Origin of the sequence: Psychrobacter pulmonis, assembly GCF_904846465.1 — a bacterium.
Lineage (GTDB): Bacteria > Pseudomonadota > Gammaproteobacteria > Pseudomonadales > Moraxellaceae > Psychrobacter > Psychrobacter faecalis.
Genome location: NZ_CAJHAT010000004.1, coordinates 1 through 26,819 on the forward strand (window position 1 = coordinate 1; position 26,819 = coordinate 26,819).

General features: G+C 41.9%; 20 protein-coding genes. 9 read left to right on the plus strand and 11 right to left on the minus strand.

Going from position 1 to position 26,819, the window contains the following annotated elements; all coding sequences use genetic code 11:
• Positions 1 to 229: 229 nt before the first annotated feature.
• From JMX70_RS08035 to xthA, 3 genes are all read right to left on the minus strand, one after another.
• Positions 230 to 628, minus strand: coding sequence for a DUF4377 domain-containing protein (locus JMX70_RS08035; protein ID WP_201591117.1), 399 nt, complete (start codon positions 626 to 628; stop codon positions 230 to 232).
• Positions 629 to 1,017: 389 nt separating this feature from the next.
• Positions 1,018 to 2,241: a bifunctional glutamate N-acetyltransferase/amino-acid acetyltransferase ArgJ gene (gene argJ, locus JMX70_RS08040; protein WP_201591120.1), complete on the minus strand. Its 1,224-nt coding sequence runs from the start codon at positions 2,239 to 2,241 to the stop codon at positions 1,018 to 1,020.
• Between the two features lie 114 nt (positions 2,242 to 2,355).
• A complete protein-coding gene (gene xthA, locus JMX70_RS08045; RefSeq protein WP_201591123.1) occupies positions 2,356 to 3,180 on the minus strand; it encodes an exodeoxyribonuclease III in 825 nt (274 codons plus the stop codon).
• Between the two features lie 276 nt (positions 3,181 to 3,456).
• Here xthA and JMX70_RS08050 point away from each other — a divergent pair, with 276 nt between their 5' ends.
• The 3 genes from JMX70_RS08050 to JMX70_RS08060 all read left to right on the plus strand — a co-directional run bounded on the left by JMX70_RS08050 (position 3,457) and on the right by JMX70_RS08060 (position 8,625).
• Positions 3,457 to 4,008 (plus strand): hotdog family protein, encoded by a 552-nt coding sequence (locus tag JMX70_RS08050; RefSeq protein ID WP_200662007.1) that lies wholly within the window; start codon positions 3,457 to 3,459, stop codon positions 4,006 to 4,008.
• A gap of 482 nt (positions 4,009 to 4,490) precedes the next feature.
• On the plus strand, positions 4,491 to 6,188 hold the full coding sequence (locus JMX70_RS08055) for an AMP-binding protein (protein WP_201591125.1): 1,698 nt from the start codon (positions 4,491 to 4,493) through the stop codon (positions 6,186 to 6,188).
• A gap of 736 nt (positions 6,189 to 6,924) precedes the next feature.
• Entirely contained in the window at positions 6,925 to 8,625 is a 1,701-nt protein-coding gene (locus JMX70_RS08060) for an AMP-binding protein (protein WP_201591127.1), read from the plus strand.
• A 131-nt stretch (positions 8,626 to 8,756) separates the two neighbouring features.
• Here the strand turns inward: JMX70_RS08060 and JMX70_RS08065 are convergent, their stop codons facing one another.
• The 5 genes from JMX70_RS08065 to sohB form a co-directional block, all read right to left on the minus strand.
• Positions 8,757 to 9,626, minus strand: coding sequence for an SDR family oxidoreductase (locus tag JMX70_RS08065; RefSeq protein WP_227671208.1), 870 nt, complete (start codon positions 9,624 to 9,626; stop codon positions 8,757 to 8,759).
• Positions 9,627 to 9,875: 249 nt separating this feature from the next.
• The gene (locus JMX70_RS08070) at positions 9,876 to 10,634 is read right to left on the minus strand and encodes a histidine phosphatase family protein (RefSeq protein WP_201591129.1); all 759 of its coding nucleotides are present in this window, start codon (positions 10,632 to 10,634) and stop codon (positions 9,876 to 9,878) included.
• Positions 10,635 to 10,724: 90 nt separating this feature from the next.
• Positions 10,725 to 12,008 (minus strand): phosphotransferase family protein, encoded by a 1,284-nt coding sequence (locus tag JMX70_RS08075; protein WP_201591131.1) that lies wholly within the window; start codon positions 12,006 to 12,008, stop codon positions 10,725 to 10,727.
• A 140-nt stretch (positions 12,009 to 12,148) separates the two neighbouring features.
• On the minus strand, positions 12,149 to 13,399 hold the full coding sequence (locus JMX70_RS08080; RefSeq protein ID WP_201591497.1) for an acyl-CoA dehydrogenase family protein: 1,251 nt from the start codon (positions 13,397 to 13,399) through the stop codon (positions 12,149 to 12,151).
• Positions 13,400 to 13,707: 308 nt separating this feature from the next.
• Complete coding sequence (sohB, locus tag JMX70_RS08085) at positions 13,708 to 14,694, minus strand: protease SohB (protein WP_406947872.1); 987 nt, start codon at positions 14,692 to 14,694, stop codon at positions 13,708 to 13,710.
• 417 nt (positions 14,695 to 15,111) lie between these two features.
• Here sohB and aspS point away from each other — a divergent pair, with 417 nt between their 5' ends.
• From aspS to JMX70_RS08110, 5 genes are all read left to right on the plus strand, one after another.
• Positions 15,112 to 16,938 (plus strand): aspartate--tRNA ligase, encoded by a 1,827-nt coding sequence (gene aspS / locus JMX70_RS08090; protein ID WP_201591499.1) that lies wholly within the window; start codon positions 15,112 to 15,114, stop codon positions 16,936 to 16,938.
• 67 nt (positions 16,939 to 17,005) lie between these two features.
• Positions 17,006 to 17,932 carry a lysophospholipid acyltransferase family protein gene (locus JMX70_RS08095; protein WP_201591136.1) on the plus strand — a complete coding sequence of 309 codons (927 nt, stop codon included), beginning with the start codon at positions 17,006 to 17,008 and terminating at the stop codon, positions 17,930 to 17,932.
• Positions 17,933 to 18,113: 181 nt separating this feature from the next.
• Complete coding sequence (locus tag JMX70_RS08100) at positions 18,114 to 18,914, plus strand: glycosyltransferase (protein ID WP_201591139.1); 801 nt, start codon at positions 18,114 to 18,116, stop codon at positions 18,912 to 18,914.
• 163 nt (positions 18,915 to 19,077) lie between these two features.
• The gene (locus JMX70_RS08105) at positions 19,078 to 19,836 is read left to right on the plus strand and encodes a glycosyltransferase family 25 protein (RefSeq protein ID WP_201591142.1); all 759 of its coding nucleotides are present in this window, start codon (positions 19,078 to 19,080) and stop codon (positions 19,834 to 19,836) included.
• A gap of 37 nt (positions 19,837 to 19,873) precedes the next feature.
• On the plus strand, positions 19,874 to 20,674 hold the full coding sequence (locus JMX70_RS08110) for a glycosyltransferase family 25 protein (RefSeq protein ID WP_201591146.1): 801 nt from the start codon (positions 19,874 to 19,876) through the stop codon (positions 20,672 to 20,674).
• Positions 20,675 to 20,706: 32 nt separating this feature from the next.
• On the opposite strand, the gene JMX70_RS08115 is transcribed toward JMX70_RS08110, so the two are convergent.
• The 3 genes from JMX70_RS08115 to glnE all read right to left on the minus strand — a co-directional run bounded on the left by JMX70_RS08115 (position 20,707) and on the right by glnE (position 26,015).
• Positions 20,707 to 21,390 carry a glycosyltransferase gene (locus tag JMX70_RS08115; protein WP_201591149.1) on the minus strand — a complete coding sequence of 228 codons (684 nt, stop codon included), beginning with the start codon at positions 21,388 to 21,390 and terminating at the stop codon, positions 20,707 to 20,709.
• 540 nt (positions 21,391 to 21,930) lie between these two features.
• Positions 21,931 to 22,860 (minus strand): branched-chain amino acid transaminase, encoded by a 930-nt coding sequence (locus tag JMX70_RS08120; RefSeq protein ID WP_068408726.1) that lies wholly within the window; start codon positions 22,858 to 22,860, stop codon positions 21,931 to 21,933.
• Positions 22,861 to 23,165: 305 nt separating this feature from the next.
• On the minus strand, positions 23,166 to 26,015 hold the full coding sequence (gene glnE / locus JMX70_RS08125) for a bifunctional [glutamate--ammonia ligase]-adenylyl-L-tyrosine phosphorylase/[glutamate--ammonia-ligase] adenylyltransferase (RefSeq protein ID WP_201591152.1): 2,850 nt from the start codon (positions 26,013 to 26,015) through the stop codon (positions 23,166 to 23,168).
• 325 nt (positions 26,016 to 26,340) lie between these two features.
• Between glnE and tusD the strand changes: the two genes are divergently transcribed.
• Entirely contained in the window at positions 26,341 to 26,808 is a 468-nt protein-coding gene (gene tusD, locus JMX70_RS08130) for a sulfurtransferase complex subunit TusD (protein ID WP_201591155.1), read from the plus strand.
• Positions 26,809 to 26,819: the final 11 nt, after the last annotated feature.

Below are 26,819 nucleotides of genomic sequence, written 5' to 3' on the forward strand. Positions count from 1 at the left end.
TTTGTCTTTGATGCGACACTTGAGCGTTTTCATAGAGTGATTATGGTCTTAATAAGTTTGGTTGACAAGTCTGTTTTAAGGCTGAGCGACAATAGCTGACGCCTGATATCCACGCCCTAGAAGGGACGTGGTTTTACAGCGCTTTTTGATAAAATACGTTTACCTTTTTCTGTGACTAAAAAAAGCCTCTAATGATTAGAGGCTTTTCTATAATAAGCTACAACTAAAATTATTCAGCAGTTTTTGAAATCACTTCGTTTAGGATCCAAACTGGTTTAACCACTTTCGTCGCTTCATTCATAACCGCTTCTTGACGCACATCCAAGATATAACGATAGTTTGGCTCATAAGTAAAGCCTTGAATATCACCATTTAGAGGCGTATAGTTTTTCTGATAAGTCTGACGATATTGTAGGCATTCTGACTCAACCATAGTACCACTGGCGGTTGGCAGCTCACACACCGCTTTAAGTGGCGCTATTTCAATTTTGAAACTTGGAATATTTACCACTTTCACATTCATAGGCTCGCCTTCAACCACCATAGTACGTTCATCATTCATACCCATAGTAGAACAACCTGACAAAACAAAAGTTGTCATCAATGCCGCAATCGCTAATTTTTTCATTATTAAATCCTCAGTTTATTTATTAGTATTAATCATTACCTTTTAAACTCATTTTAATCAATTATCACTATCCAAAAGGTAGCAAGCAGTCATAAAGATACTGTTAATCAGAAAATCAATCTAAGCTCATATAAAATAAAAACGAGCATTATTGATATAAACTTCCTCAACTGTTAATAGTACCGTCTATTGTTTACTGCAATCAGTATAGGTCGCGCAGATGCCCAGCCTCTATAACTGCTTTGTAAAGTAACGTCAGCTTTTGCAACTGCTGTTAATAAACGGTTTAAATTAAACCCTATTTAATACAAAAATATTGAGCAAAAAAAACGCTCAAACTATGCATGACAATACTAGCTTCGAGCGTTTTATAAAATAATAAAGAACTTTTAACTGCGATAGTCTGCATTTATCTTAACGTAATCATAAGACAAATCGCAGGTATAAACCGTATCTTCAGCGTCACCACGGGCCAAATCAATATTAATGGTAATCTCAGGCCGGCTCATGACTTCTTTGCCCGCCGATTCCGTATAACTTGGTGCCACACCGCCATTTTGACAAATCATCACTTCATCTAAGTAGACATCAACTTGCTCGGTATTAAGGTCGTCGATACCCGCGTAACCAACCGCTGCCAAGATACGTCCCCAGTTGGCATCACTGGCAAAAAATGCGGTTTTGACCAGTGGTGAATGCGCAACGGCATACGCTACATCGCAGCATTCTTGCGTGGTTTTGCCGCCTGTGACTTTGACCGTCATAAACTTGGTTGCGCCTTCTCCATCTCGTACAATCAATTGTGCCAAACGTACAAACACTGATGTCAAGGCCTCAAATATCGGCTGATAATGCGGATGTTCTGGGCTATCAATAACCTCTGAATTTGCCTTTCCGGTTGCAATTAAGACGCAGCAATCGTTGGTTGAGGTATCGCCATCGACAGTAATGCGATTAAAAGATTGCTCGTTAATTTTGCTCAGCATTTCTTGCAATAAATCAGCAGCGATATTGGCATCGGTCGCTACATAGCCGAGCATGGTCGCCATATTGGGACGTATCATACCTGAGCCTTTTGACATCCCAGTAACATGATAGCTGCTAGCGTCAACATCGACCTTTTCACTGGCAAGTTTTGGAATTGTATCAGTGGTACGAATACCATTTGCTGCTGCTAACCAATTATCAGCGCCCAAACTGGCTAACGCATTGTCTAAACCTGCGATGATGGCATCGCTATTGAGTGGCTCACCTATCACGCCTGTCGAAAATGGCAACACAGAGCTGACGTCCACACCAGCTTTGGCAGCTAAGGCGGCACAGATATCAAGCGCGCGGCGTTTACCGTCAGCGCCAGTCCCAGCATTGGCGTTGCCAGTATTGGTGATTAAATAGCGCGGACTGGCTTTGGCAAAATGCTCTCGTAACACGCGTACTGGTGCTGCACAAAAGGTATTTTTGGTAGTGACAACGGCAGTGTTGGCACTATCAGCAATCTCTATCACCACCAAATCATCGCGGTCTTTGTAGCGTACGCCTGCCGCGGTAGCGCTTAGTTTAATCCCATCAATAGGATAAATCGTATTAGGTACTGCAACGTTGCCGACAGCCATCATTCAATCCTTATTCATCAATGCTGATGTATTATTTATTGGTTATTCATTTTTAGTTGTGCAAAACTGGTACTAAAAACCTGATGTTAAAAGTCTATGGTTCAAAGCCAGTTATTATACTTTATTTAAATCAAACGCTGCCCAAATTGGCGCGTGGTCAGACGGTTTTTCCATGCCGCGTAGCTCATAGCTGATACCAGCATCGACACAATGGTCGATCAAATCTGCCGTACATAAAATATGATCGATACGCAGCCCGCGCTTAGGATCATCATTGAAACCGCGACTGCGATAATCAAACCAGCTATATAATTCGGTGCTGTCTGGATAATGCAGGCGATAAGTATCGGTCAGCTCTCGCGCCATCAAGTTACCATACCATTTGCGCTCTTCAGGTAAAAATGAGGTTTTTCTATTTTTAAGCCAGCGCTTGGCGTTAGCCTCGCCGATACCAACATCGATATCTTCTGGGGCAATATTCATATCACCCATGATAACCAGCGAGCGCCCTTCAGCTTTTAGCGTATCAATATAGGTTATCAAATCCGCATAATAGGCACGCTTCATAGGAAATTTGGTCGGATGGTCTTGGCTCTCGCCTTGCGGAAAATAACCGTTAAGCACATCCACTTCGCGACAGTCAAATACGTAACGCGCATGGATAAAGCGCTTCTGTGCTTCTTCATCTTCTCCCGGAAAACCTTTTTGCACAAAAATAGGGGCAATTTTAGATAACAATGCGACGCCGTAATGCGCTTTTTGACCAAAATACTCGACGTGATAGCCCAAACCTTCCACATCTGCGAGCGGGAACTGCTCGTCGTGTACTTTAGTTTCTTGCAGACCGATCACATCAGGGTCGATAATCTCTTTTATCGCTTCTAACTGATGTTGACGAGCGCGAATACCATTGATATTAAAACAAACAAAACGGGTCATAAACTATCCTATCATTATGAATTGAAATAAAATCTTTCTATAACAAGTATTTTTATAAAATAAGGCAAGCAGCGAGACATTATAAATAAAGGCTTATCATAACAGACATCGCCACAGCTAGCTGTTGCGCGCCTTTATCTCTTACGATAGAGTAGCTGTCATGAGTAATAATCTAGGCATTATTACTTCTTATTTTTATAACCTTATATATCAACCTCTCAAACTCTACACGCTATTAATGGCGCAAACTTACTGAGCAACACGATAATGACAACCATGAATAAAAGTACCGCTGCACAATCGATGCACGCAAGCACCCCGCTATTTGCTACTGATTATAATGTCTATATTAACCATACTGATGCAGGCGGGATTGTCTACCATGCCAATCACTTAGTGTTTTTTGAAAACTGCCGCCGCGACTGGTTCACCAAGCTTGGTTTAAATGGCTATTTTTTACAGACCGATGATGGTGAAATTCAGCATTTTGTCGTCAGCCAAGCAGATTTGCAATATAAAAAAGCCATTTTATTAGATGAGGTCATCAATGTCCGCATTGATAAGGTTGAGCTAAAACCTGCCAGCATTATATTTTATCAAAGTATCCATCGCTTAGCGCCGAATGACAATGATAGCCCTCAGAAAAGAAATGCCTTTTCAAACACTACTTTATTAAGTCGCGCTAAAATCGTCATCGCTTGCGTGCAAAACCAAATCACGCCTGACTCTTCAAGCAATCATAGCGCACCCATGCGCCCTATTCGTGTACCGCAAAAATTAAGCGAAACTATTAATCAGGCAATAACCGCACATAGTATTGAACAGTAACCCGTACATAGTGCTGATTCATTCTCGTTTAAAGCTTAAGTAAAAACGCACTACTCTTTAACATAACGCCATTCCTTTGCAGTGATATTTTTAGGTACGACTTAAACGGTTTTTAAGTTATCTATCGCATTTATCCAAAGACCATCTTAAATTTCTATTAAAATATCAGCTTGTTTCACTACCATCTCATTGATGGTCTTTTCTTCCTATAGAAGCATTTATTTATAAACATTTTATATGTACTGGGCAGTACTCGCATGCTAATATTGCATTTACTTAGATTCATGCTAATGTATTGCTTAAATGTATCATTATATCGTCGATACATTATATTTTAGTTGCAAAGAAACTTAGTAGTCCGTCAATAGATAAGGATGTTATCAAACTCAGCGGCCATTGCTTTACGTCAGCGCTGATTTTTTATTGACACGGATACGACTGCTTAACGATAGAAACTTAATTGAAATTCCAGGACGCTGACTATGACGTTGAATAAACCTTGGCTTGCCCAATATCCTAAGAGTGTGCCGAAAACGATCGATCCAGATAGATATGGCAGCATCGTGGAGCTGTATGAAGAGTGTTTTGATCGCTTTCGTCTGCATCCTATGAGTATCTGTATGGGCGTGACTCATACCTATGATGACATTGATAAAGCATCTCTTGCCGTCGCCGCTTGGCTACAAGCACAAGGACTGCCTCAAGGCAGTGTGGTCGCGCTGATGATGCCAAACGTGCCGCAATACTTGCCAACCATGATTGGTATTTTGCGCGCAGGTTACGTCTGTACGCCCGTCAACCCTCTTTACACTGGCCGTGAACTGCGCCATCAGTTAAATGACTCAGGTGCGAAAGTTATCTTTGTGGTGGATAATTTCGCTCAAGCGCTCGAGCAAGTGATTGATGAGACACAAATTAAGCGTATCGTCTTATCAAAAATGGGCGATATGATGGGTCTCAAAGGTATTCTAGTAAATACCATTATCCGTCAAGTCAAACGCTTGGTGCCCAAATACAAGCTGAACGACCCTAAGCATGAAGTCACGAAGTTTCCCGATGTGCTCAAAAAAGGTAAAAACCTGCCCTTCCAAAAGCCAAAAATGACTTTGGACCAAAAAGCATTTTTGCAATATACCGGTGGTACAACTGGACTTTCTAAAGGTGCGATTTTATCTCAGCGTAATATCGTCGCAGGAGCCATGCAATCAGAAGCATGGACGCGCCCTATCACGTCAGAGATTAACGAAGTTTATATCAATATGGTCATGGCGCTCCCGCTGTATCATATTTTTGCCTTTATGCTAAGCTCACTTGGTATGCGTTCAGGCTATACCTTTATCCTCATACCCAATCCACGCGACATCCCTGGATTTATCAAAACCTTATCTAAACAACCGTTCCATATTTTCCCAGCAGTGAATACTTTGTTTAAAGGCTTGCTTGATAATCCAAATTTTAAAGACCTTGATTTTAGCTCACTGCGTATCTCGCAAGCAGGTGGTATGGCGGCGACTGAACAAACAGCATCACGCTGGCTCGAGACGACCGGCTGCGCTATGATTGAAGGTTGGGGTATGACTGAATGCGTGGCTGTCGGCACTGCCAACGTGATTACTGACCGTAAGTTTAATGGCACGATTGGTGTTCCTGTCCCGAGTGTTGATGTTATTATCATCGATGATGAAGGCAATCGTGTTGGCGTCAACCAAGCTGGTGAGATGTGCGTTAAAGGGCCCAATGTCACCTCAGGCTATCTGAATAGAGATAGTAGTGACGACTTTACGAAAGATGGCTATTTCCGTACCGGAGATATCGTCAGCATGGATGAAAAAGGCTACTTTAGACTATTAGACCGTAAAAAAGACATGATTTTGGTCTCAGGATTTAATGTCTTCCCGAACGAGATTGAATCCGTCATGCTGGACTGTGAAGGAATTATTGATTGCGCTGTGATTGGTATTCCTGATGAGCGTCAAGGCGAGGCAGTCAAAATCTATGTCATTCCTGCTGATAACAATGTCACTAAAAACTCGATCAAAGAGTTTGCTTTAGATAATTTGACCGGTTATAAATGCCCGCGTCATATCGAATTTGTGACTGAATTGCCAAAAAGTAATGTGGGTAAAGTACTGCGTCAAAAGCTGCGTGAGAAACATATCGCTGATAATCCACAGCACTAATTAAGGTAAAAGTTCAATATCTTAGTCATAAAAAAGTCATAAAAAAAGCGCCCTATCTTCACTATAGAGCGCTTTTTTTATGCTTTAATTATTCTTCTTTACTACTAAAACTTTACGCTTTGTAACTGTTCAGTTAGCTAAACTAAGATGACATTAAGAATGTTTTTAGGACGTTTTTAGTAAAATTAATGACTTATATTTGTAGTACTATGTATTATATGATTTGGCTGCCCTTTCATCTTATATTAATGACCACTTGTCTATTTTAGCTTGCAACACAGTTTTTTTATTTTATCAAACTGAATTATAAACTAACAAGTTCTTGTATAGGAATAACAGACTCAATTGCAGTTATGTTAATGTATTGCGAAAATATGTTACGCTATTATTTATTAAATGATATTGATAGTTCCTTCAACTGAGGTTAATCGACCAACCTTGTCTGGATGTGATATTTTTTCAGTACTACCTTTTTCAGTACTATCTTTAGTATCAACAGCACTCACTAGCCATTTAATCTACTTAGGAGCTAATGCTTGGTAGTTAAATATTTTTTAATTAAATAATCTTGTAATCCATGATATTTGTATAAAGGCCACCGTATTTTAGCAGTCTGTGAATAAATAGGATAACACTCGGCAATCCATCGATGATAGGGCGATGATGGTATTGTTGACAGGGACGTGACTACTTTTTTATAGAACCTTAACTTATCGCACATTTAAGGACGCTAAGTATGACCACTGATAAGCCTTGGCTTGCTCAATACCCAAAAAACGTACCTAAAACCATCAATCCCGATCAGTATGAAAGCCTTATAGACCTCTATGAAGAATGCTTTGATCGCTTTCGTATGCACCCTATGACCATTTGTATGGGTGTGACTCACACCTATGGCGACGTGGACAAAGCTTCTCTTGCCGTGGCTGCATGGTTACAAGCGCAAGGGATTCCTAAAGGCAGCGTGGTTGCACTGATGATGCCAAACGTGCCGCAATATCTACCGACGATGATTGGTATTTTGCGTGCAGGCTACGTTTGCACGCCGATTAATCCGCTCTATACGGGTCGTGAGCTGCGCCATCAGCTCAATGATTCTGGTGCTCAAGTTATCTTTGTGGTCGATAATTTTGCCCAAGCACTCGAGCAGGTAATCGAAGAGACGGATATCAAACGTATTGTCCTATCGAAAATGGGCGATATGATGGGATTAAAAGGTATCTTAGTCAATACGGTAATCCGTCAGGTCAAACGCTTGGTGCCTAAATACAACTTGAATGATCCTAAATATCACGTTACCAAGTTTCCAGATGTGCTAAAAAAAGGCAAAAGCCTACCATTCCAAGCACCAAAAACGGCTTTGCAACATAAAGCGATTTTGCAATATACCGGTGGTACCACAGGACTATCTAAAGGCGCGGTATTAACTCAGCGTAATGTCGTCGCTGCAGCCATGCAGTCAGAAGCATGGTTTCGCCCTGTTACCTCAGAAATTAATGAGGTTTATATCAATATGGTCATGGCGCTACCGCTATATCATATTTTTGCTTACATGCTTAGCCTGCTTGGCATGCGCTCAGGTTACACTTTTATTTTGGTACCAAATCCGCGTGATATGCCTGGATTTATCAAAACTTTATCCAAACAGCCTTTCCATATTTTCCCAGCGGTTAATACTTTGTTTAAAGGCTTGCTTGATCAGCCAAACTTTAAAGACCTAGATTTCAGCTCACTTCGTCTCTCGCAGGCAGGTGGTATGGCAGCAACCGAACAAACAGCGGCGCGTTGGTTAGAAGTGACAGGCTGTCCGATGGTTGAAGGTTGGGGTATGACTGAATGTGTAGCAGTCGGCACCAACAATATCGTCATTGATCGTAAATTTAATGGTACGATTGGCACGCCTGGTCCAAGCGTTGATATTATTGTTATCGATGAAGATGGCAAAGAAGTAGGCGTTAATCAGGCAGGCGAGCTGTGCATCAAAGGTCCAAATGTCATGTCGGGCTACTTTAATAAAGACAGTAGTAGCGACTTTACTAAAGAGGGTTATTTCCGTACGGGTGATATCGTCAGTATGGATGAAAAAGGTTATATCACCTTGCTTGACCGTAAAAAAGACATGATTTTGGTCTCAGGCTTTAACGTCTTCCCGAATGAAATCGAGTCGGTCATGCTTGATTGTAAAGGCATTATTGAGTGTGCAGTCATCGGTGTTCCTGATGAACACCAAGGCGAAGCGGTGAAAATCTATATCGTCCCTGCCGACAACAATGTAACTAAAGAAGATATCAAAGAGTTCGCTATCGATAACTTGACCGGTTATAAATGCCCGCGTCATATCGAGTTTGTCAGCGAGCTACCTAAGAGTAATGTCGGCAAGATACTACGTCAAAAATTGCGTGAAAAACATATGTCAGATAATCCGCAAACCTTGTAGTCGTTAAGACTCTCAGTAGTTAAGACTTATAAGTTTCAAAAAATAAAAGCCCACTATATACAATGTAGCGGGCTTTTTGTTGCGTTAATTTTTCTTGATTAGTTTTAAAATTAATAACAACACAACTGCTATCAGCTGACTCTATTGACCACTTGTAATGGCAAATGCTTCATCGCTTGACCGACAATCGACCATGGCAGGCTTGGTACGCAAGCTTCGTCTACTTCCGCCTCAATCGCAGCAACGATCGCTTTGGTACCTGTTTCTGCATCCACTTCAAACGGTAAAGGTTTGGCATTTTCATTGATTTCGGTGCGCACATAGCCTGGATAAATAGTCGATACCTTAATCGGCAATTTGGTCAATAGCATATCGGCACGGATACCTTCCGCTAGATGTGCTAAACCCGCTTTACTTGCCCCATAAGCGGTTAAATGTTTAGGCAAGCCGCGCATCGCTGACATACTAGATATCACCACCAGATGACCGCTATTTTGGGCTCGGAAAATATTCATCGCCGCTTCACATTGGGCAAGCGCTGAGATGAAGTTAATCTCGACGGTTTTGCGATTGGTATCAAAGCGCCCTTTGCCAATCCGGCGGCTATCACCGACGCCCGCATTGACCACCACGCGATCGATATGACCAAAATCCGCTGCGAACCCATCAAACACCTCGAATATCGCATTGTAATCACTGACATCCAAGACACGATATTCAATACGAATATCAGGATACTGCGCTAATAGCTCGGTTTTTAAATTTTCTAAACGATCAGTACGGCGGGCGCAAATGGCAAGATTATAACCAAGTTTTGCAAAGAGTCTTGCCATACCCTCGCCTAACCCTGAGCTTGCGCCAGTGATTAAAACCGTTTTACCGCGGCCAACCTGCTGCTTATTTAAACCTTTAAGATAACGCGCTGGCTGAATGGCACTAAATAACTGATTTTTATGGTGGTTAGCGCTACTGGTCACTAAGTTTATTAATTTATTTTTCATAAACCATCCTATTGGTATTCATATAAATGACGTCGACTGTCTATCATAACGTAAATCTACAGAGTAAGTTTAGCAGTTATAGCCTAAAGCAAACACGCAAGCAACCTAAAGCAGCATAGAATTAAACTAATTTAAAGATAGTCATGAGAGCTCATGCAAAAAAAGCGGCTACCTGTTTACAGTAACCGCTTCACGATGTTTTTAATTAACTTCTTAATTAGCTGGCTTTAAAACTTTGATCTTTGTTTGTTAGCGCCAAGTCACAAAGCGTTTGCCCTCAGCAAATAAATGACTGTATTCGTTCAAAGACAACAGGCGACTCCGTTCATTTTTAAGCGTCAGCGATGTCACGCCAGTGTTAACCAAACTTTTATTGATCTGATACGCCGTCGAGCTACCTTGTTGTAACAACTGCGCGGTGATCGCAGCGATGATACCACCTGAGGTAAACACCAACACCGTACTATCAACGCCTAACTGTAAATTGGCAACTTGTTGACGTACTTGCTCAAGTGCCTGCTTAGCGCGTTCATTAAACTGTAGCCAGCTTTCGATATAATCGCTGTCGTTTTCGCCCGCATGCCAACGCTGCATCGCGTCGTCAAACAACTCTGCCAGCCGTGTGACCGGCACCTCTGCTTTAGCAATCTCAGCAGCAATTCCCACACGGCTAGCAAAAGCAGGATTCGATTTTATCAGTACATCTTTATGATTAAACTCATCAAATTGCGGCAGTACATAGCTATCAGGCACATCTAGATTGATGGCAGTTACGCTTGGTTTTTCGTTACTCTCGCCAAAGGATGATTGATAACTTTGCCAAAAATGGCGCGCAGAATCTTGCTGCCTAACCAAACTACCGCTAAAAATCGCATCGATTCGGCGCTGGGTCGTTGCATAATGCTGACCCAGCATTTGCGCCTGCATACTACCAAGCTCTGAGAGCTGGTCATAATCCTCTTGCCCAAATGACGCTTGACCATGACGTGCTAAAAGTATGGTTGTCATAAAAAACTGCCTTATTAATCGTACTTTTTTGGATTTTTTAGATTGAATCAACGGCTATAAATTTGTGCATTTACTATGCGTTTAAAGCGTTTATTCTTTAGCTTTAGAATTACTTTGTCCAAAATAGCTTTTTGGTAAAATGCCCTTGATAACCGTTTGAATCGGACTTGGCAGTTGCTCGATCATCGACGCATCGACGCCCATATCTTGCAGATGCGGTTGCACGTGGCTTATAAATAAAGCCTCACCTTCATACTGAGCAATCAGCTTGAGACATTTAGCATGTAAGACATGGACGATAATCCAAAAGTTCTTAAAAGCTGGATTGCTGGTTTGTTTATTATAATAACGATAATAAATCTGCTGCACGATACCGGCTAGGCGAAATAGTCCAAACACTTCATAAAACGTCCAGTTGTCTATCTTAAGGCCCGTCTTTTCAAGATAATAGGTCACCACTTCATCGCGAGTCATCATGCCTTTCAAATGCGTTGGCTGGCGGCGAGATTGCTGCATGATGATGTTGTCATCTTCTTCAATCCAATACGCTAACGCGCTACCCAAATCCATCAAAGGATCGCCTAAGGTAGCCATTTCCCAGTCAAGCACACCGATGACCTTGGTCGGATCATCAGCCGCCAAAATCACATTATCAAAGCGCCAATCATTATGGATAACACAAGTTTTACTATCGGCAGGCGTGTGCTTGCCAAGCCATTGTCTTACCAAGGCAAAGCTTGGCACATTGGGCGTTTTGGCTTTGACATAACGCTTATCCCAGCCCGTCACTTGGCGCTCACAATAACCTTCGCCGCGACCAAGATTTACCAAATCAGGGTGCTTGGTATAATCGACTTCATGCAACTCAATCAAAGCATCGATGACATTGGTACATAACTCTCGTGTTTGCGCTTCGTTTAAATCGACGCCTTTTGGCAAGTTAGCACGCGGAATGATACCTTCCATTCGCTCCATGACATAAAAATCTGCGCCAATAACGTCTTCATCAGTACAGAGCGCGACCATTTTTGGTACATACGGATAAGCGTCCTTTAAAGCTTTTTGCACGGTATATTCGCGCACCATATCATGTGCCGATTTGGCCTTGGTGCCTTTTGGCGGACGGCGTAAAATCAAATCTTGGCTGTCACCTTCGCCTTCATATTGCAGCCGGTAAGTCCAGTTTGAAGCGCCACCTGAGAATTGGGTAACGGTTGGATCACCCTCTACGTCAACGCCTTGCTCGCGTAGCCAGTTGCTGACCGCTTTGGCGTCAAGCTCTTCGCCCTCGCGCACTTCGCCGCCTTTATCTAGGACTTTATTAACAGTTTGATTGTCAGCATCAGTATGGTTGGCATGATGTTCAGTTGCCATAAGACATTCCTTATCGTGTGGTCGTTTATTTTTTACCAGTTATTTGTTGTTTATAAAAGCTTAAGAGTTAAAAATTCACTATCAAATCATTGATAGTGAATTTTTGGTCATATAATTTAAATGACAATGTAGCCGACTTTTTAAGATTTAGCAGGTTTAGACGAACGGCTAAATCCTTGACGTTTTAATTCTAATTTGGCAATCATAGTTTTATGCACTTCATCAGGACCATCGGCTAAACGTAGTGCGCGAGCTTGTGCAAAGAAAGCAGGCAACATCGTATCTTGACAAACACCCATGCCACCGTGAATTTGAATCGCCATATCAACCACTTCTTGCAAGACAGTCGGCGCAACCACTTTAATGGCAGAGATTTCAGTTAGGGCCGCTTTGGTCCCCTTCGCGTCCATTTTTTGCGCCGCGTATAGTGTCAATAAACGCGCTTGATCAATTTTGATACGGGCGTCAGCAATACGCTCAAAGTTACCGCCTAATTGTAATAATGGCTTACCAAACGCGGTACGCTGCATACCGCGCTTAACCGCGAGCTCAAGAGACTTCTCAGCAGCACCAATACAGCGCATGCAATGGTGAATACGACCTGGTCCTAAGCGACCTTGCGCAATCTCAAAGCCCATACCAGGCCCACCGATAAAGTTATCAGATGGCACACGTACATTGTTAAAGCTGACTTCGCCATGACCGTGCGGCGCATCGTAATCACCAAATACCTTTAACATACGCTCGATGTTAACGCCTGCGGTTTTTGCTGGCACCAAGACCATCGAATGCTGATGATGACGGTCTTTATTCTCATCAGGAGTATAAGCCATGACAATCAAAACATCGACCGCAGGGTCACCAAGACCTGATGACCACCACTTGCTACCATTGATAATAATCTCATCGCCATCGACGACAGCTGTCGCTTGCATATTGGTGGCATCACTTGACGCCACATCAGGCTCAGTCATACAAAATACCGAACGCGTTTTACCTTCTAATATCGGCGTCAGCCACTTGTCTTGCTGCTCCTGTGAGCCATAACGCCATAACAGCTCCATATTACCGCTATCAGGGGCATTACAGTTAAAGACATAAGGCGCAAGCAAACTGCGACCGGTCAGCTCGGCAATCGGTGCATAATCAGTAACCGACAGCCCTGCGCCAAGCTTATCATCAGGTAAAAATAAATTCCATAAACCCGCCTCGCGCGCTTGTTTACGTAGGCTCTCGTACTTTTCTGGCCAGCGCCAATTTTTCCAATTACCATCAGGGTTTTGCGCATGACAATCCGCCCAAAACTGTGCTTCTATGGGCTCGATTTGGGTTTCGATAAACTCTTTGACTTTGGCATGCACGGCTTGACCATGTTCGCTGGCGGTAAACATTAATGTGTCGGTAGACATAGTTGACATCCTTTTCTTTACTGATGATTAATGGCTTTTATGAAATTCACATCAAAATTCTATATATCAATACTTTATATATCGAGATTTCATAAAAAAATTAATGAGACTTTATAGTGTACGTGCGTATACTCTGTTTTATCTGCCCCATTTATAACACAGCATTTGCGATTAAACAGCAAAAAAGGCGCGACCCGCTAGGACACGCCTTTTACAAAATGCAAACAATGCACGATTCGCTGTTGAAATACTAGAACGCTAGCTATCAATTAACCTAATGATATTTAAACTTATTTTAGGATATTTAAGCGAGTGTCTAAATCAAAACGTGCCAATGCATCTGGTAACTTATCAATCGCCATGCTGAGTGTTGCTTCTGCGGCTTGTGATAAACCCAATTTTTCGGCAAGCGTTGGCTTTTGACGTGAATGCAGCGCGTACACTTCATTATTTTCCATACGCTCTAAAATATAACTGTCAGAGGTTTGCAAGCTATCAATTAAGTTAAGTTTCAATGCATCTTCTCCATACCAATGCTCACCAGTGGCGACTTTCGCAACATCCAGTGTTGGACGATAGGTATTAACGAAGTGCTTAAATAACTCGTGCGTCTGCTCCAGCTCTTCTTGATATTTAGCGCGGTCTTCGGCGTCATTTTCACCAAACACGGTCACGGTGCGCTTATAGTCGCCTGCGGTGAACATCTCGTAATCGACGTCGTGATTTTTGAGCCATTTATGGAAGTTTGGTAATTGCGAGACCACACCGATTGAACCAATCACCGCAAAGGGCGCGGCAACGATATTGTCGGCGACACAAGCCATCATATAACCGCCACTGGCCGCGACTTTGTCAACACAAACAGTAAGCTTTAGACCGGCATCTTTTAAACGAGCCAATTGTGCCGCTGCCAAGCCATAACCATGAACCAAACCGCCACCTGACTCTAAGCGTACGACCACTTCATCGCCTTTATTGGCGGTACTGATGAGTGTGCTGACTTCTTCGCGTAAATGCTTCACCGCCGTGGCTTTGATATCACCATCAAAATCAAGCACAAAAACTTGCTGCTTCTCATCGCTATTATTCTTTTTGCTTTTACTTTTTACTTTTAATGCTTGCTTGGCTTTTTTCGCCATGGTTTTCTTCAGTTGTTTAAGCGCCGCTTTACCTTGCGTCGCCTCCATCAGATCTTCACGACGTTGCTCTTGGCTTTTATTGAGATGAATAACTCTTAGCTCAACAGGATTTTTAGAAGGATGAAAAAGCATGAGCAGGATTCCTTGATAGTTGAAATAAATAATTTTAATAAATAATTGAAGGGGTTTTAATACGGTTTAATAAGTTAGCTTGATATGCGCACAGTGACTAGTATTTTCAAGCAAAATGACAATATTTAACCCAAGACAAATACTACTGCATAAATACCACCTCTACTGATACGTCCCTGCACTTCGTTTGAACACTACTGATTGGACGCCACAGGTTGTATAACAAAGGCAGATTAGGCATAATATGCGTTTACACCAAATTTTCTGCAGCCAACGTGATGACCATTTGTCTTATATCGCGTTATTCGTGCTTTTTTGGCTAAATGCTCAAAGGCACGGCGCTTATATTACACGCTAGCGGCTGCATTATTGTATTTCGAATTGGGCTGACAACTGGATAATTATATTATGACGCAAAGCACTATGACGCATAGCGAATACCGAGACGAATATTGCGGCGCTGTAACCGAAAGCTTACTTGAGCAAACCATTAGCATCGTAGGCTGGGTACATCGTCGTCGCGATCACGGTGGTGTGATTTTCTTAGACATGCGTGACCGCGCAGGCATCTTACAAGTTGTCGTTGACCCAGATACGCCAGAAGCGTTCGCGACTGCTGATGCGGTACGTCCTGAATATGTTTTAAAAATTACCGGTCGCGTTCGCCGTCGTTACGAAGGCACTGAAAACGCTAATATGACCAGTGGTCAGATTGAGCTATTGGGTAAAGAGATTGAAGTATTGGCAAAATCTGAAACCCCGCCTTTCCCATTAAATGATGAGAAAACCACGGTATCAGAAGATCTGCGTTTAAAATATCGCTACCTTGATATGCGTCGTCCGCAAATGCAAGAGCGTATGGTTTTCCGTGCTAAAGCCACCTCAGCCATTCGTCGTTATCTAGATGACCATGGTTTCTTAGACGTTGAAACCCCTATCTTGACTCGTGCCACACCAGAAGGCGCACGCGATTATCTGGTGCCTTCACGCACTCGCCCGGGTAACTTTTTTGCTTTGCCGCAGTCACCACAGCTATTTAAACAGTTATTGATGGTGTCAGGATTTGATCGTTATTATCAAATCGCTAAGTGTTTCCGTGACGAAGACTTACGTGCTGACCGTCAGCCAGAATTTACCCAAGTCGATATTGAAACTTCTTTCTTAAATGAAGAAGAAATCATGAATATCAACGAAGGTCTGATTAAGCATCTATTTAAAACCATGCTAGATGTTGAATTTGAGCAATTTCCGCGTATGACTTATGCTGAAGCGATGCGCGACTATGCCTCAGACAAGCCTGACCTGCGTATTCCATTAAAATTGGTCGACGTTGCTGATTTAATGAAAGACGTTGATTTTAAAGTCTTTGCCGGTCCTGCCAACGATCCTAAGGGCCGCGTTGCTGCTCTACGTATTCCTGGTGGCGCTGCGCTCAGCCGTAAGCAAATCGATGCTTATACCAAGTTTGTGAGCATTTATGGTGCACGTGGTTTGGCTTATATTAAAGTCAACGACGCCAATAACATCAACAACGGCGTGGATAAAGAATCTGGTCTACAGTCGCCTATCATTAAAAACATGACCGATGACATCCTAGCGAGCTTGATTGAGCGTACGGGTGCCGAGAGTAATGATATTATCTTCTTCGGTGCTGATAAAGCCAGTGTCGTCAACGATGCCATCGGCGCACTACGTCAAAAAATTGGTCTAGACTTAGAGATGCTGACCTGTGAATGGGCGCCTCTTTGGGTGACTGACTTCCCAATGTTTGAAGAAACGGATGATGGCCGCTGGACGTCAATGCACCATCCGTTTACTAAGCCAAAAGGCTCAGTTGAAGAATTAAAAACCAATCCTGAATCAGCGCTTTCTATCGCTTATGATATGGTGTTAAATGGTACTGAAATCGGCGGTGGTAGCTTACGTATCAATACCCTTGAGATGCAAAAAGCGGTATTCGAAGCGCTAGGTATCGATGAGGCTGAGGCCGAAGAGAAATTTAGCTTCTTACTTGATGCTCTAAAATTCGGTGCGCCGCCGCATGGTGGTTTAGCATTTGGTTTGGATCGCCTCATTATGCTAATGGTCGGCGCAAGCTCTATCCGTGACGTGATCGCCTTCCCTAAAACCAAAACTGCTGAAGACCCATTGACGCAAGCGCCTGCTCCGGTAGATAGCAAACAGCTACGTGAACTTGGTATCCGTGTACGCGAAAAGGCCCAGCCTGATACCAATAAACCTGCACAATAATTGGTTTAGTCATGCGCAAATATTGTTTATATTGCCCGTTATGTGATTCATCACCATGTGAATGGTTATGAATCCATATCATTTCTTCAAATTCGTGCCACTGTCTGTTTTGCAGATGCTGGCACGTTTTGTTGCCTGGATAATATTACGCCTACCAAATGCTAGTATTATGCGTACTGTGCGTATTAATATGGCACTGGTTGCGCCGTCGTTATCTGCTCATCAAAAACGCGCATTAACCAAAGAGATTATTTATCATCAATGTTTAACCAGTATCGAATCTATTAAAAGCTGGGCGATGCCACCGCAATGGAGCATTGCCCAGATTCGTGACGTGCATAATAAAGAGTATTTCTTAGAAGGGCTTGCCAATCCTAATGGAATGCTGGCGATTGTCCCGCATCTGGGTACGTGGGAGATGATGAACGCGTGGCTCAATCAGTTTGGCGCGCCAACGATTATGTATAAGCCTGTTAAAGGTAAGCTTACCAACGATTTTGTTCTACAAGGTCGCTCGCGTCTTAATGCCACACTGGTTCCGACCGATGGTAGTGGTGTCAAAGCGGTCTTTAAAACCTTAAAACAAGGCGGTTTTAGTATTGTGTTGCCTGATCATGTACCCGAACCTTCAGGCGGCGTAATTGTGCCGTTTTTTGGTATTGAAACGTTAACCAGCACGTTAGCATCAAAGCTAGCAAGTAAAACCAAGTGTGCGTTAGTTGGTTTATCTTGTATTCGCCGCGACGACGGGCAGGGTTTTGACATTTATTGTTATAAATTAGACGATCCAGCGCTCTATGACCGCAATACTGAAACCGCTGCTCATGCGCTCAATATTGCCATGCAACAGATGATTGAAGATAAATGCAGTCATTATATGTGGAGTTATCGCCGTTTTAAGCACATACCTGTTTTAGACAACCCTTATATCGCTGATAAAGAAGCATTAGCAGCGTTTATTCGTAATCAAAACTCTAAGCATACAAAATCTTAAGCTATGAATAGTCAATAGCTGATAATAAGTAAAACAATACCAAGATCTAATACCTAACGCTTAAGAAATAATGTGAATAATAGGTGTGTTAATATCAGTCAACGTTTATATTATTCACATCCTTTTTAAGCCCTAATTTTCTTTAACATTCGTTCTTCATTTATATCAATATGAGTGCATGATGGCAACTGACGTAAAGCAAAATTTATCAATAGACTCAGCCCAAGCAGACGGTAAAGACTCTGAGCAACGTTATATTATTTGTATGAAATGGGGCGATAAATACGGTGCAGAATATGTCAACCGTCTTTATAACATGGTTAGTCGGCATCTGACCTTAGATTTCCAGATGGTCTGTCTCACTGATGATAGCACCGGCATCGACCCTGCAGTTGCTTGTTATCCCATTCCAGAAATGGATTTACTAGCTGGTCCTGAACGTGGCTGGAAAAAGCTGACCACTTTTAAGCCTGAATTATATGACCTAAAAGGTGTCGCCTTATTTTTAGACATTGATATCGTTATCGTCGATAATATCGATGCTTTTTTCACTTATAAAGCTGAATATGAAGACAGCGTCGTCATTATTCGTGACTGGAAAAAGCCATGGCGCATGATTGGCAATAGCTCGGTTTATCGCTTTAATATCGGTACGGGTACCTATCCTGATTTGCTCGCAAACTTTGAACGCAACTTTGAAACCATTCGTACGCAGGTTCGTCATGAGCAAGCGTATTTATCTAATTATTTACGTGAGCATCATCACTTAGAATACTGGGATAAGGACTGGTGTGTCAGTTTTAAATATCAGTGTATGGCGCCTACTCCTTTGAATTTTGTACGTGCACCGACGTTACCTGAAGGCGCAAAAATTGTTATCTTTCATGGTGAGATTAATCCACCAGACGCCATCAAAGGTGGCGGCGGTAAATGGTATCGTCATGTGAAGCCTAGCCCTTGGTTGCAAGAGTATTGGCAATAATTAAAAAAGCAGCGTTAATATACTCCATAACCATTCTAAATATGAAGGTCAGATTATAAGTGTTGAATGTTAAAATTCTCTATAGAATGAGTTAAAAATCCATTATGGTAAGTAATATATTTCATTTAGTTCGCTAAATAATTAAAGAGGCGTCACAATAAAAATGAAAATTGATGTATATTTAATTAATCTTGATAGTAGTGTTGAACGCTTAAAGCAAGCCGATATAGAGTTGAAAAAACATAATATTGCCTATCAGCGCATTCCAGCCGTTGATGGACGACGACTTAATGTACACAACTATAAAAACTATGACGGTAAACAAGCACATCAACTAATGGGGCGTGATTTATTAGGAGCTGAAATTGGGTGTTATTTGAGTCATTTAAGATGTATTGAACGATTTTTAGCATCTGATGCAGACTATTTAATAGTTTTAGAAGACGATTTGATTTTAGAAGATGATTTGCAAACTATAAGTCAGAAAGTTTTAGTTTGGTTAGAAGAACAAAACCTCAATTGGTATATGATGAATCTCGCAGCCAATAAACGCAAAATCTCAAAACACTTACATCAAGTGGGCAAGTTTAATTTACTTAAGGCTTATTATTTTCCTGTGCTTACTTTAGGTCTAATTTGGTCAAGACAAGGTGCAGAAGGTTTTTACCAAGATTACCAAATAATTAGTGCACCTATTGACGTAACATTACAATCTTGGCTTACTAAAAATAGTAAAGGGCTTTCAGTGTATCCAGAATTAGTGATTGCTAATAATGTACAAAGTGATATAGACCCAACACAGAATTCGACTATGAAAATAAAATATGTAGATAATCCTCGTATTGGGAAACGATTTCCACGCCAAAAAAGAATGTGGTCAAATAAATATATTGCCATAAAAAACAAGCTACTTAACAAATAAACAAGCTCAGATGTTGTTTACAGAGTATATAAAAGACATGAAAGTATTGATTATTAATCTTGAACAGTCTATCGAGCGTTTAGCTCAACAGGAAGTACAATTCAAGAAATTGGGTTTATCGTTTGAACGTCTACCCGCAGTTTCAATTGGTGATTTTAATGATACAGAATATCATCGATTAGCTTTTTCAGGTCAAAGACCACTCAAAAAAGCAGAATTAGCATGTTTTTTAAGCCACAAAAAAGCATGGGAATATGTAATTACAGCAAATGAACCATGCGCCATATTAGAAGATGATGCCGTATTAGTCAAAGATTTTGTACATATTTTGTCTGAACTAGAACAGCAAGATATTGATTTTGTTAACCTTGAAGTACACGGTAGAAAAAAAATAGTTTCATCTACTGAACATGTTAGTATTGTTAATAAGAAATATAATCTATTAAGATTATTTTTAGACAGAAGTGGTACAGGTGGTTATGTTATTTATCCTAGTGGCGCAAGAATATTATTGGATTATATGCAACAACGCCCTATTGGTTTAGCTGATGAGTTTATTCATAGTTGTAACGCCCTAAACCGCTACCAGATAGAACCTGCAGCCCTTTTACAAAGTGATCAATGTAAGCAATACAATGTCCCATGTGACACCGTCCTCAACTCAGTGATTGCTCAAGTATCATCATCTGTCAAAACAACATATGGGTTAAACCTAAAGGAGAAATTTGTATTTAAAACCAGACGTATTCTAAGACAAACTGTTCTTGGCTATCATTTAATTAAATTCAGAACAAAAGGTGAAAGACGTTATATCAAAGTTGATCCAAACAGATTTTAGAATCTATTTTGATCAAAATTTCATATTTAGAACTACCCAAATATTTTGGCTTTCATTCGTACAAAAATATTAGTTTTTGGTGGGTTAGCAATGCTATTATTTTCACCAATGTGATAACACACACCTTCTTTTAAAAACAATACATACTTGCCTTTCTTTCTAAGCCAACGTGATATATGCCTTTCTTTTTTATAAATGGAGAAATTACCAATTTCCTTCCATGTATCTACCGAAATAATATGTGGATTAAAGGTATATCCATGCCACTGTTCATGTAAGACAGTTAATTTAGCTGCTTTAACCGGTATTGTATTTAAGTATTCAACTTTCATTAAATCTTCATCCGAGAATGGAAAATCTAATATTTTTCTTAAACAAACACTCGTAATACGGGGATCAGTTTTTAGTAACTCAATATACGAAGCAATATTAAGCTCGCTATCAAAATACCAGTCATCTTCACAGTGAAAAATATAGTCCGTTGTGACATATTGATACATTTTGTCAACCGCGCGGTGATGCCCTATATGATTTTCTTGATTTAGGAGAATACCATGCGGACAAAGATCCAAAAAGACATCGTTAGTTTTTTTATCGCCAAAATCATTAATTGCAATGACATTCTCGAAGTGTTGTTTTTCAAGTAAACTCGTTAATGTCTGATACAATAACTCAGGTCGTTTACCAATTGTTAGGCATAAGGTAATATTATTCATTAAATAAAGGCTCTATATATGTGTTCAATCTTGGCTATCACACAGAATACCCTAATATTTTAGAGTAAAATTTTCTTAAAAGACTTTGATCTTTTGGATAGGATACAATATTTTCGCTAATATGATGGCATAACCCATCTTTCTAAAATAAATTGAGATATCTCGTTTTCGATTAAAATGAATACCACTTGCACTTTTCCATTTATCTACGGAAGCAAGGTATGGATTAAATGTAAAACCAGACCATTTGTGATGTGTAAAATCTAGGGCGTGTCCTCAATTCAATCGATGGACATCTAAATGGGCTAAAAACGGCTAAATCTTGCCAAACTTCGTCAAATAGCTGGGTAATATCCCGATATTAACGGCACTATTTTCCTTGCTTGGCTGCAATTTATCTTATTTTTATCACCATTTTTAAAATGAGGACACGCCCTAATCTAGCTGTACGTAGTAACTTAATATATTTTTACATCTCTAATGGTGGGTCAAATAGCCAATCATATTTAATATCAGCGACTCGTATTTCAGCTTTAAAAATTAATCAATAAAGCTTAACCAATCCATATACTGCTCATTACGGCCATGGACTACATCAAAGTACAAGGTTTGCAACTTCTCAGTCAATGGACCACGGCCCCCATTACCGATGACGCGGTCATCGTATTCACGAATAGGCGTCACTTCAGCAGCGGTACCTGTCATAAAGATTTCATCTGCTAAGTAAAACTCATCACGAGTGATACGGCGCTCAACGACTTTGATACCCAAATCATCAGCGAATTGAATGATGGTACGGCGAGTGATACCGTCAAGCGCACCGCCGCCCAAATCTGGGGTATGCAGTACACCATCTTTGACTAAGAATAAGTTCTCGCCCGCGCCTTGGCAGACATAACCTTGTGGGTCCATCAAGATAGCTTCATCATAGCCATTACGCGTGACTTCTTGGTTGGCCATGATAGACACAGGATAGTTGCTTGAGGCTTTGGCTTTACACATGGTCACGTTGGTCATGTGATGGGTAAATGACGAGGTTTTTACACGGATACCGTTTTTGATACCGTCTTCACCAAGGTATGCGCCCCAATGCCAAGCAGCAACCATCGCATTGATGCTATTGTCACGTGATGATAGACCCAATTTTTCTGCGCCAACCCAAATAAGCGGACGAATATAGGCTTCTGCCAAGTTGTTTTGCTTAACCACATCTTTTTGCGCTTGCTCAAGTGCGGCTGCATCAAACGGTACATTCATTTGAAATATTTTGGCAGAACCCAATAGACGATCGGTATGGTCTTTTAAGCGAAAAATTGCCGTACGATTGTCAGCAGTTTGGTAAGCACGTACCCCTTCAAACACCGCCATGCCGTAATGCAGGCTATGCGTAAGCACATGAACCTTGGCATCTGGCTGTTCAATCATTGTGCCATTCATCCAAAGCTTACCTTCTTGTGTTGCCATATTCATTTAATAGTCCTTATGCTAGCGCTGACGTCTAACTTTTCTTGTTGAGTGTTGATGGTTAAATAAGTGTTTTAAGTAAAATTGCCTGCTGACACTGAGTGCCTATTTTCAGATGCAATTTCAAATGCAATTCTTCTATCTGCAAATTTAAGGTGCCAGTGATTATAGCACCGGCACGAGAAGCAAATACAATATTTTAGTTTATCACTGCATGGCTTTTATTCATATACCATTCGTTACAATGGCTATCAAAGCCCTACGCTTATTGCATTGAACTTATAACGCCGCATCATTGTTTTATGGCAGGATTATTCAGCAGATTCTACGCCCATCAAATGCTGCCACTGCGCTTGTACCAGTGCTCGCGTCTCTGTCCATAATGACTCATCCACCAGTAACGATTGCTCAGATAGTGCCAATTGATGGGTGGCAGCGCGGATACGTAAATACGCATCGGTCAAATCTTGGCAAACTTCTACTTCCCAAATACCAAGCGCGGCGACTTCTTCAAAAATACGCACGTTATCACTCCATTTGGTCAAGCTTGGATGCTCGTGCGAATAAGCCAATACCGCAAACTGCGCGAGAAACTCAATATCGACAATGCCGCCCGCATCTTGCTTAAGGTGAAACTTGCCCGCTTGCTGCTGGTGCTGACTGGTGCCCAGATGCTTTTGCATTTTAATACGCATACTGGTGACTTCGATACGGACTTGCTCAATGGTACGCGGTAGCGCCAAAACGGTACGACGAATGTCACAAAAACGGGCGGTCACGCGTTTATCACCGCAGATAGCCCGCGCCCGTACCAATGCTTGATGCTCCCAAGACCACGCTTTCTCAAGCTGGTAGGTTTCAAACGCATGACAAGAAACCACCATCATGCCCGCATTGCCCGAGGGACGCAGGCGCATATCGACTTCATAAGCACGGCCATCACGGGTTTGGGTATTAAGATAAGTCATCAGCTTTTGTGCCAAACGGGCGGCAAACTTCATACCACTGACCGATTTTTCACCCGTGGTCATGCCCTGCTCTTTTATTTTATGCAAAAACACCAAGTCTAAATCTGATGAATAGGATAACTCAAGCCCGCCAAGCTTGCCGTAACCAATGATGGCAAAGCCGCAATCCGCTTCAGTGACCGGATCGCCATCTTGACCAATTGGGTAACCATAACGTTTGACGATTTCGGCAAAGGCGCGCTCAAGCGCCGCTTCTAACACCACAGCGGCAATATAAGTCAGTGAGTCTGACACTTTCATAATTGGTCGCTCTGCCAGCACGTCACTGGCAGCCACTGCGAGCACTTGGTTCTTTTTAAACAATCGCAGTACGCTCAGCAATTCTTCTTCATCGTTCGGCTCTACGCGCAACAACTGCTGGCGCAAAATATCACGCAGCTCAAGCTTGTCTGGCAGATGTCGATAGCGCTGCTGTAAGAAGGTATCTAAAAGTACCGGATAATGCGCCAACTCCTTAGCAATCCAAGGGCTAGCCGACAACATCGGAATCAGCTCAACGGTGGCATTGGGGTTTTCTGCAATCATCACCAAATAAATAGAACGGCGGCAAATGGCTTCTAGCAAATTTATTAAACGCGGCAAAGCGATATTAGCAAGTTGCTGCTGCTCTTCATGGACAAGAAGCGCGTGGACAATCACAGGATACGCATCATCCAAACGCTCACGCGCTTCATCGCTCAAATTGGCGACCATTTTTGACTGCCAAAAACCTTGTAAACGCTCACGATTTTCTTCAGTTAATACCTCATTTAAGCGCGCAATCTGCTCGTTTAGATGTTCAGGCTCAAACTCATCATCGTCTTGATCGGGTATCTGCCGTTCGGTAACCATACGCTCAAACGGCACATTGACATGATAGCGGTGATCATTCAGCGTCGCTAATAACCCTGTCCAATCATCAAAGCCAAGGGTAATGGCCAAATTATGCTGCCACTCTGGGTCATGCGGTAAGCGCTGCGTTTGCTGATCGTTAATCGCTTGAATACCGTGTTCAAGGCGCCGTAAAAAACGATAAGCAGCCTGTAGCTCTTGATAAGTAGTTTCTTCTAAATACCCAAGTTGACACAGTACCTGCATCGCTGCCAAACAAGACTTAACCTGTAACTGCGGGTGCCGACCACCATAAATCAGTTGAAAGGCTTGGACGATAAACTCAATGTCTCTGATACCACCCGCGCCAAGCTTGATATTATCTAAGTCTTCGCGCTGAGCGACTTGATTTTGAATCAGAGACTTCATCTCTCGCAAAGCTGAAAAAGCACTATAATCAACGTAATAACGAAACACAAAAGGCTTAATCAGCGCTTGTATGTCGTCAAAAAACGGCTGCTCGATGTGCCCAACCACACGCGCTTTGAGCCAAGCAAAACGTTCCCATGCCCGCCCATGCTGGGCAAAGTACTTCTGCAATGCGGATAAATGAATCGCCAAATCGCTGCCATCGCCCCACGGACGCAAACGCATATCGACCCGAAATACAAAACTATCAGCGGTATTATTATCGAGCAGCCTAATAATGCCTTGTCCAAGCCGGGTCATAAAACGCTTATTATCAATACTGCGCGTGCCTTTTGCTTTGTCACCGTCCGTTTCACCGCGCGCCTGATGGACGAAAATCAGATCGATATCACTGGATAAATTCAGCTCATGCGCGCCAAGCTTACCCATTGCCATAATCGCCATATCATCGATTTGCACATTACCTTTGGCATTAATAAAGGTCGGTTGCCCATACTGCACAATCAGCTGCTGATAGGTATAGTCTTTGGCAAATAAAATACAGCCATCGGCAAATTCAGACAGCTCATCGGTCAGTTGCTCAAGCTCAATCATGGCCAAGGCATCTTGCCAAATCCAGCGCATCATTAGCAGCATACGCAAATGCCGCAAACCACTCATTACCTTGTCTTCATTGGCGAGCTGATAATTCTCATCCAACGTATAATCTTGAATCAAATCATCAATTTGTTGGCGCGTTAACGTGCTCTCTAGCGGATAACTGCGCAAAAACGTCTGGCAAGCGCCCGTTCGACTTTGCCAAACCTGATAAGCAAACTCGCTGGCAGTCTGTAGCACTTGTAGCTGCTCTGAGCTAGGCTGAAAGCCTGTACTACTAGGCATGGTAGATAGCATAACGACAACAACTCCTTGCAGCATAAAGCTATAAAAACCACATCAATCGCAAAAATTATTTTTACAATATTAACGCGGCTATAAACAATCTTATTTTAGGATTTTTATAGTAGCATAAATCCTCAGCCATGCTACTGACAGCACTTTACTGACTAAGAACTGACGAACATAAGAAAGTTTTGCGAATAATGCTACAATAGCCAATACTTAAAAAGACTTCAAAACTAAACCTAGAAATCTTGAGTTTTAAACACTTTGGGTCTTAAAAATCTTGAGACGCTGTGTTTTTTCTTTATCCTCATTCATCATAAGTGACACTGCGATTATGACGACCACGACCCCGCTATTATTAATTACTGCTGATCCCAGCCATCCGCTGGCACATCTAGCGTTACGCTATGCGCGTACCTATCTCGCAAACACTGACACAAATAATAATGACACGAACAATAATAATGAGACCGATAGCAGCGATAACAGCGATAATAATGAAAACGCACCTGCGCCATTGAATATTTTTTTCTATGCCGATGCCGCCAATACCGCCAATCGCTTGCGCTGGCACTCAGCAGACCAGATGAATATCACTAAAGAGTGGCAAAAGCTTGCTGAGCAATATCAATTGACGCTGCCCGTTTGCGTCAGTACGGCGCTTAGCCGCGGTATTTCAGATAGCGAAAATAGTACACGCCATCAATTAGATAGCGAAAATCTGGCCGCTGGTTTTAAGCTGGTAGGACTGAGTGAGCTTGCCATGATGATGCAAGGTGACTGTCGTTTACTGCAGTTTTAAACAGCGTTTTG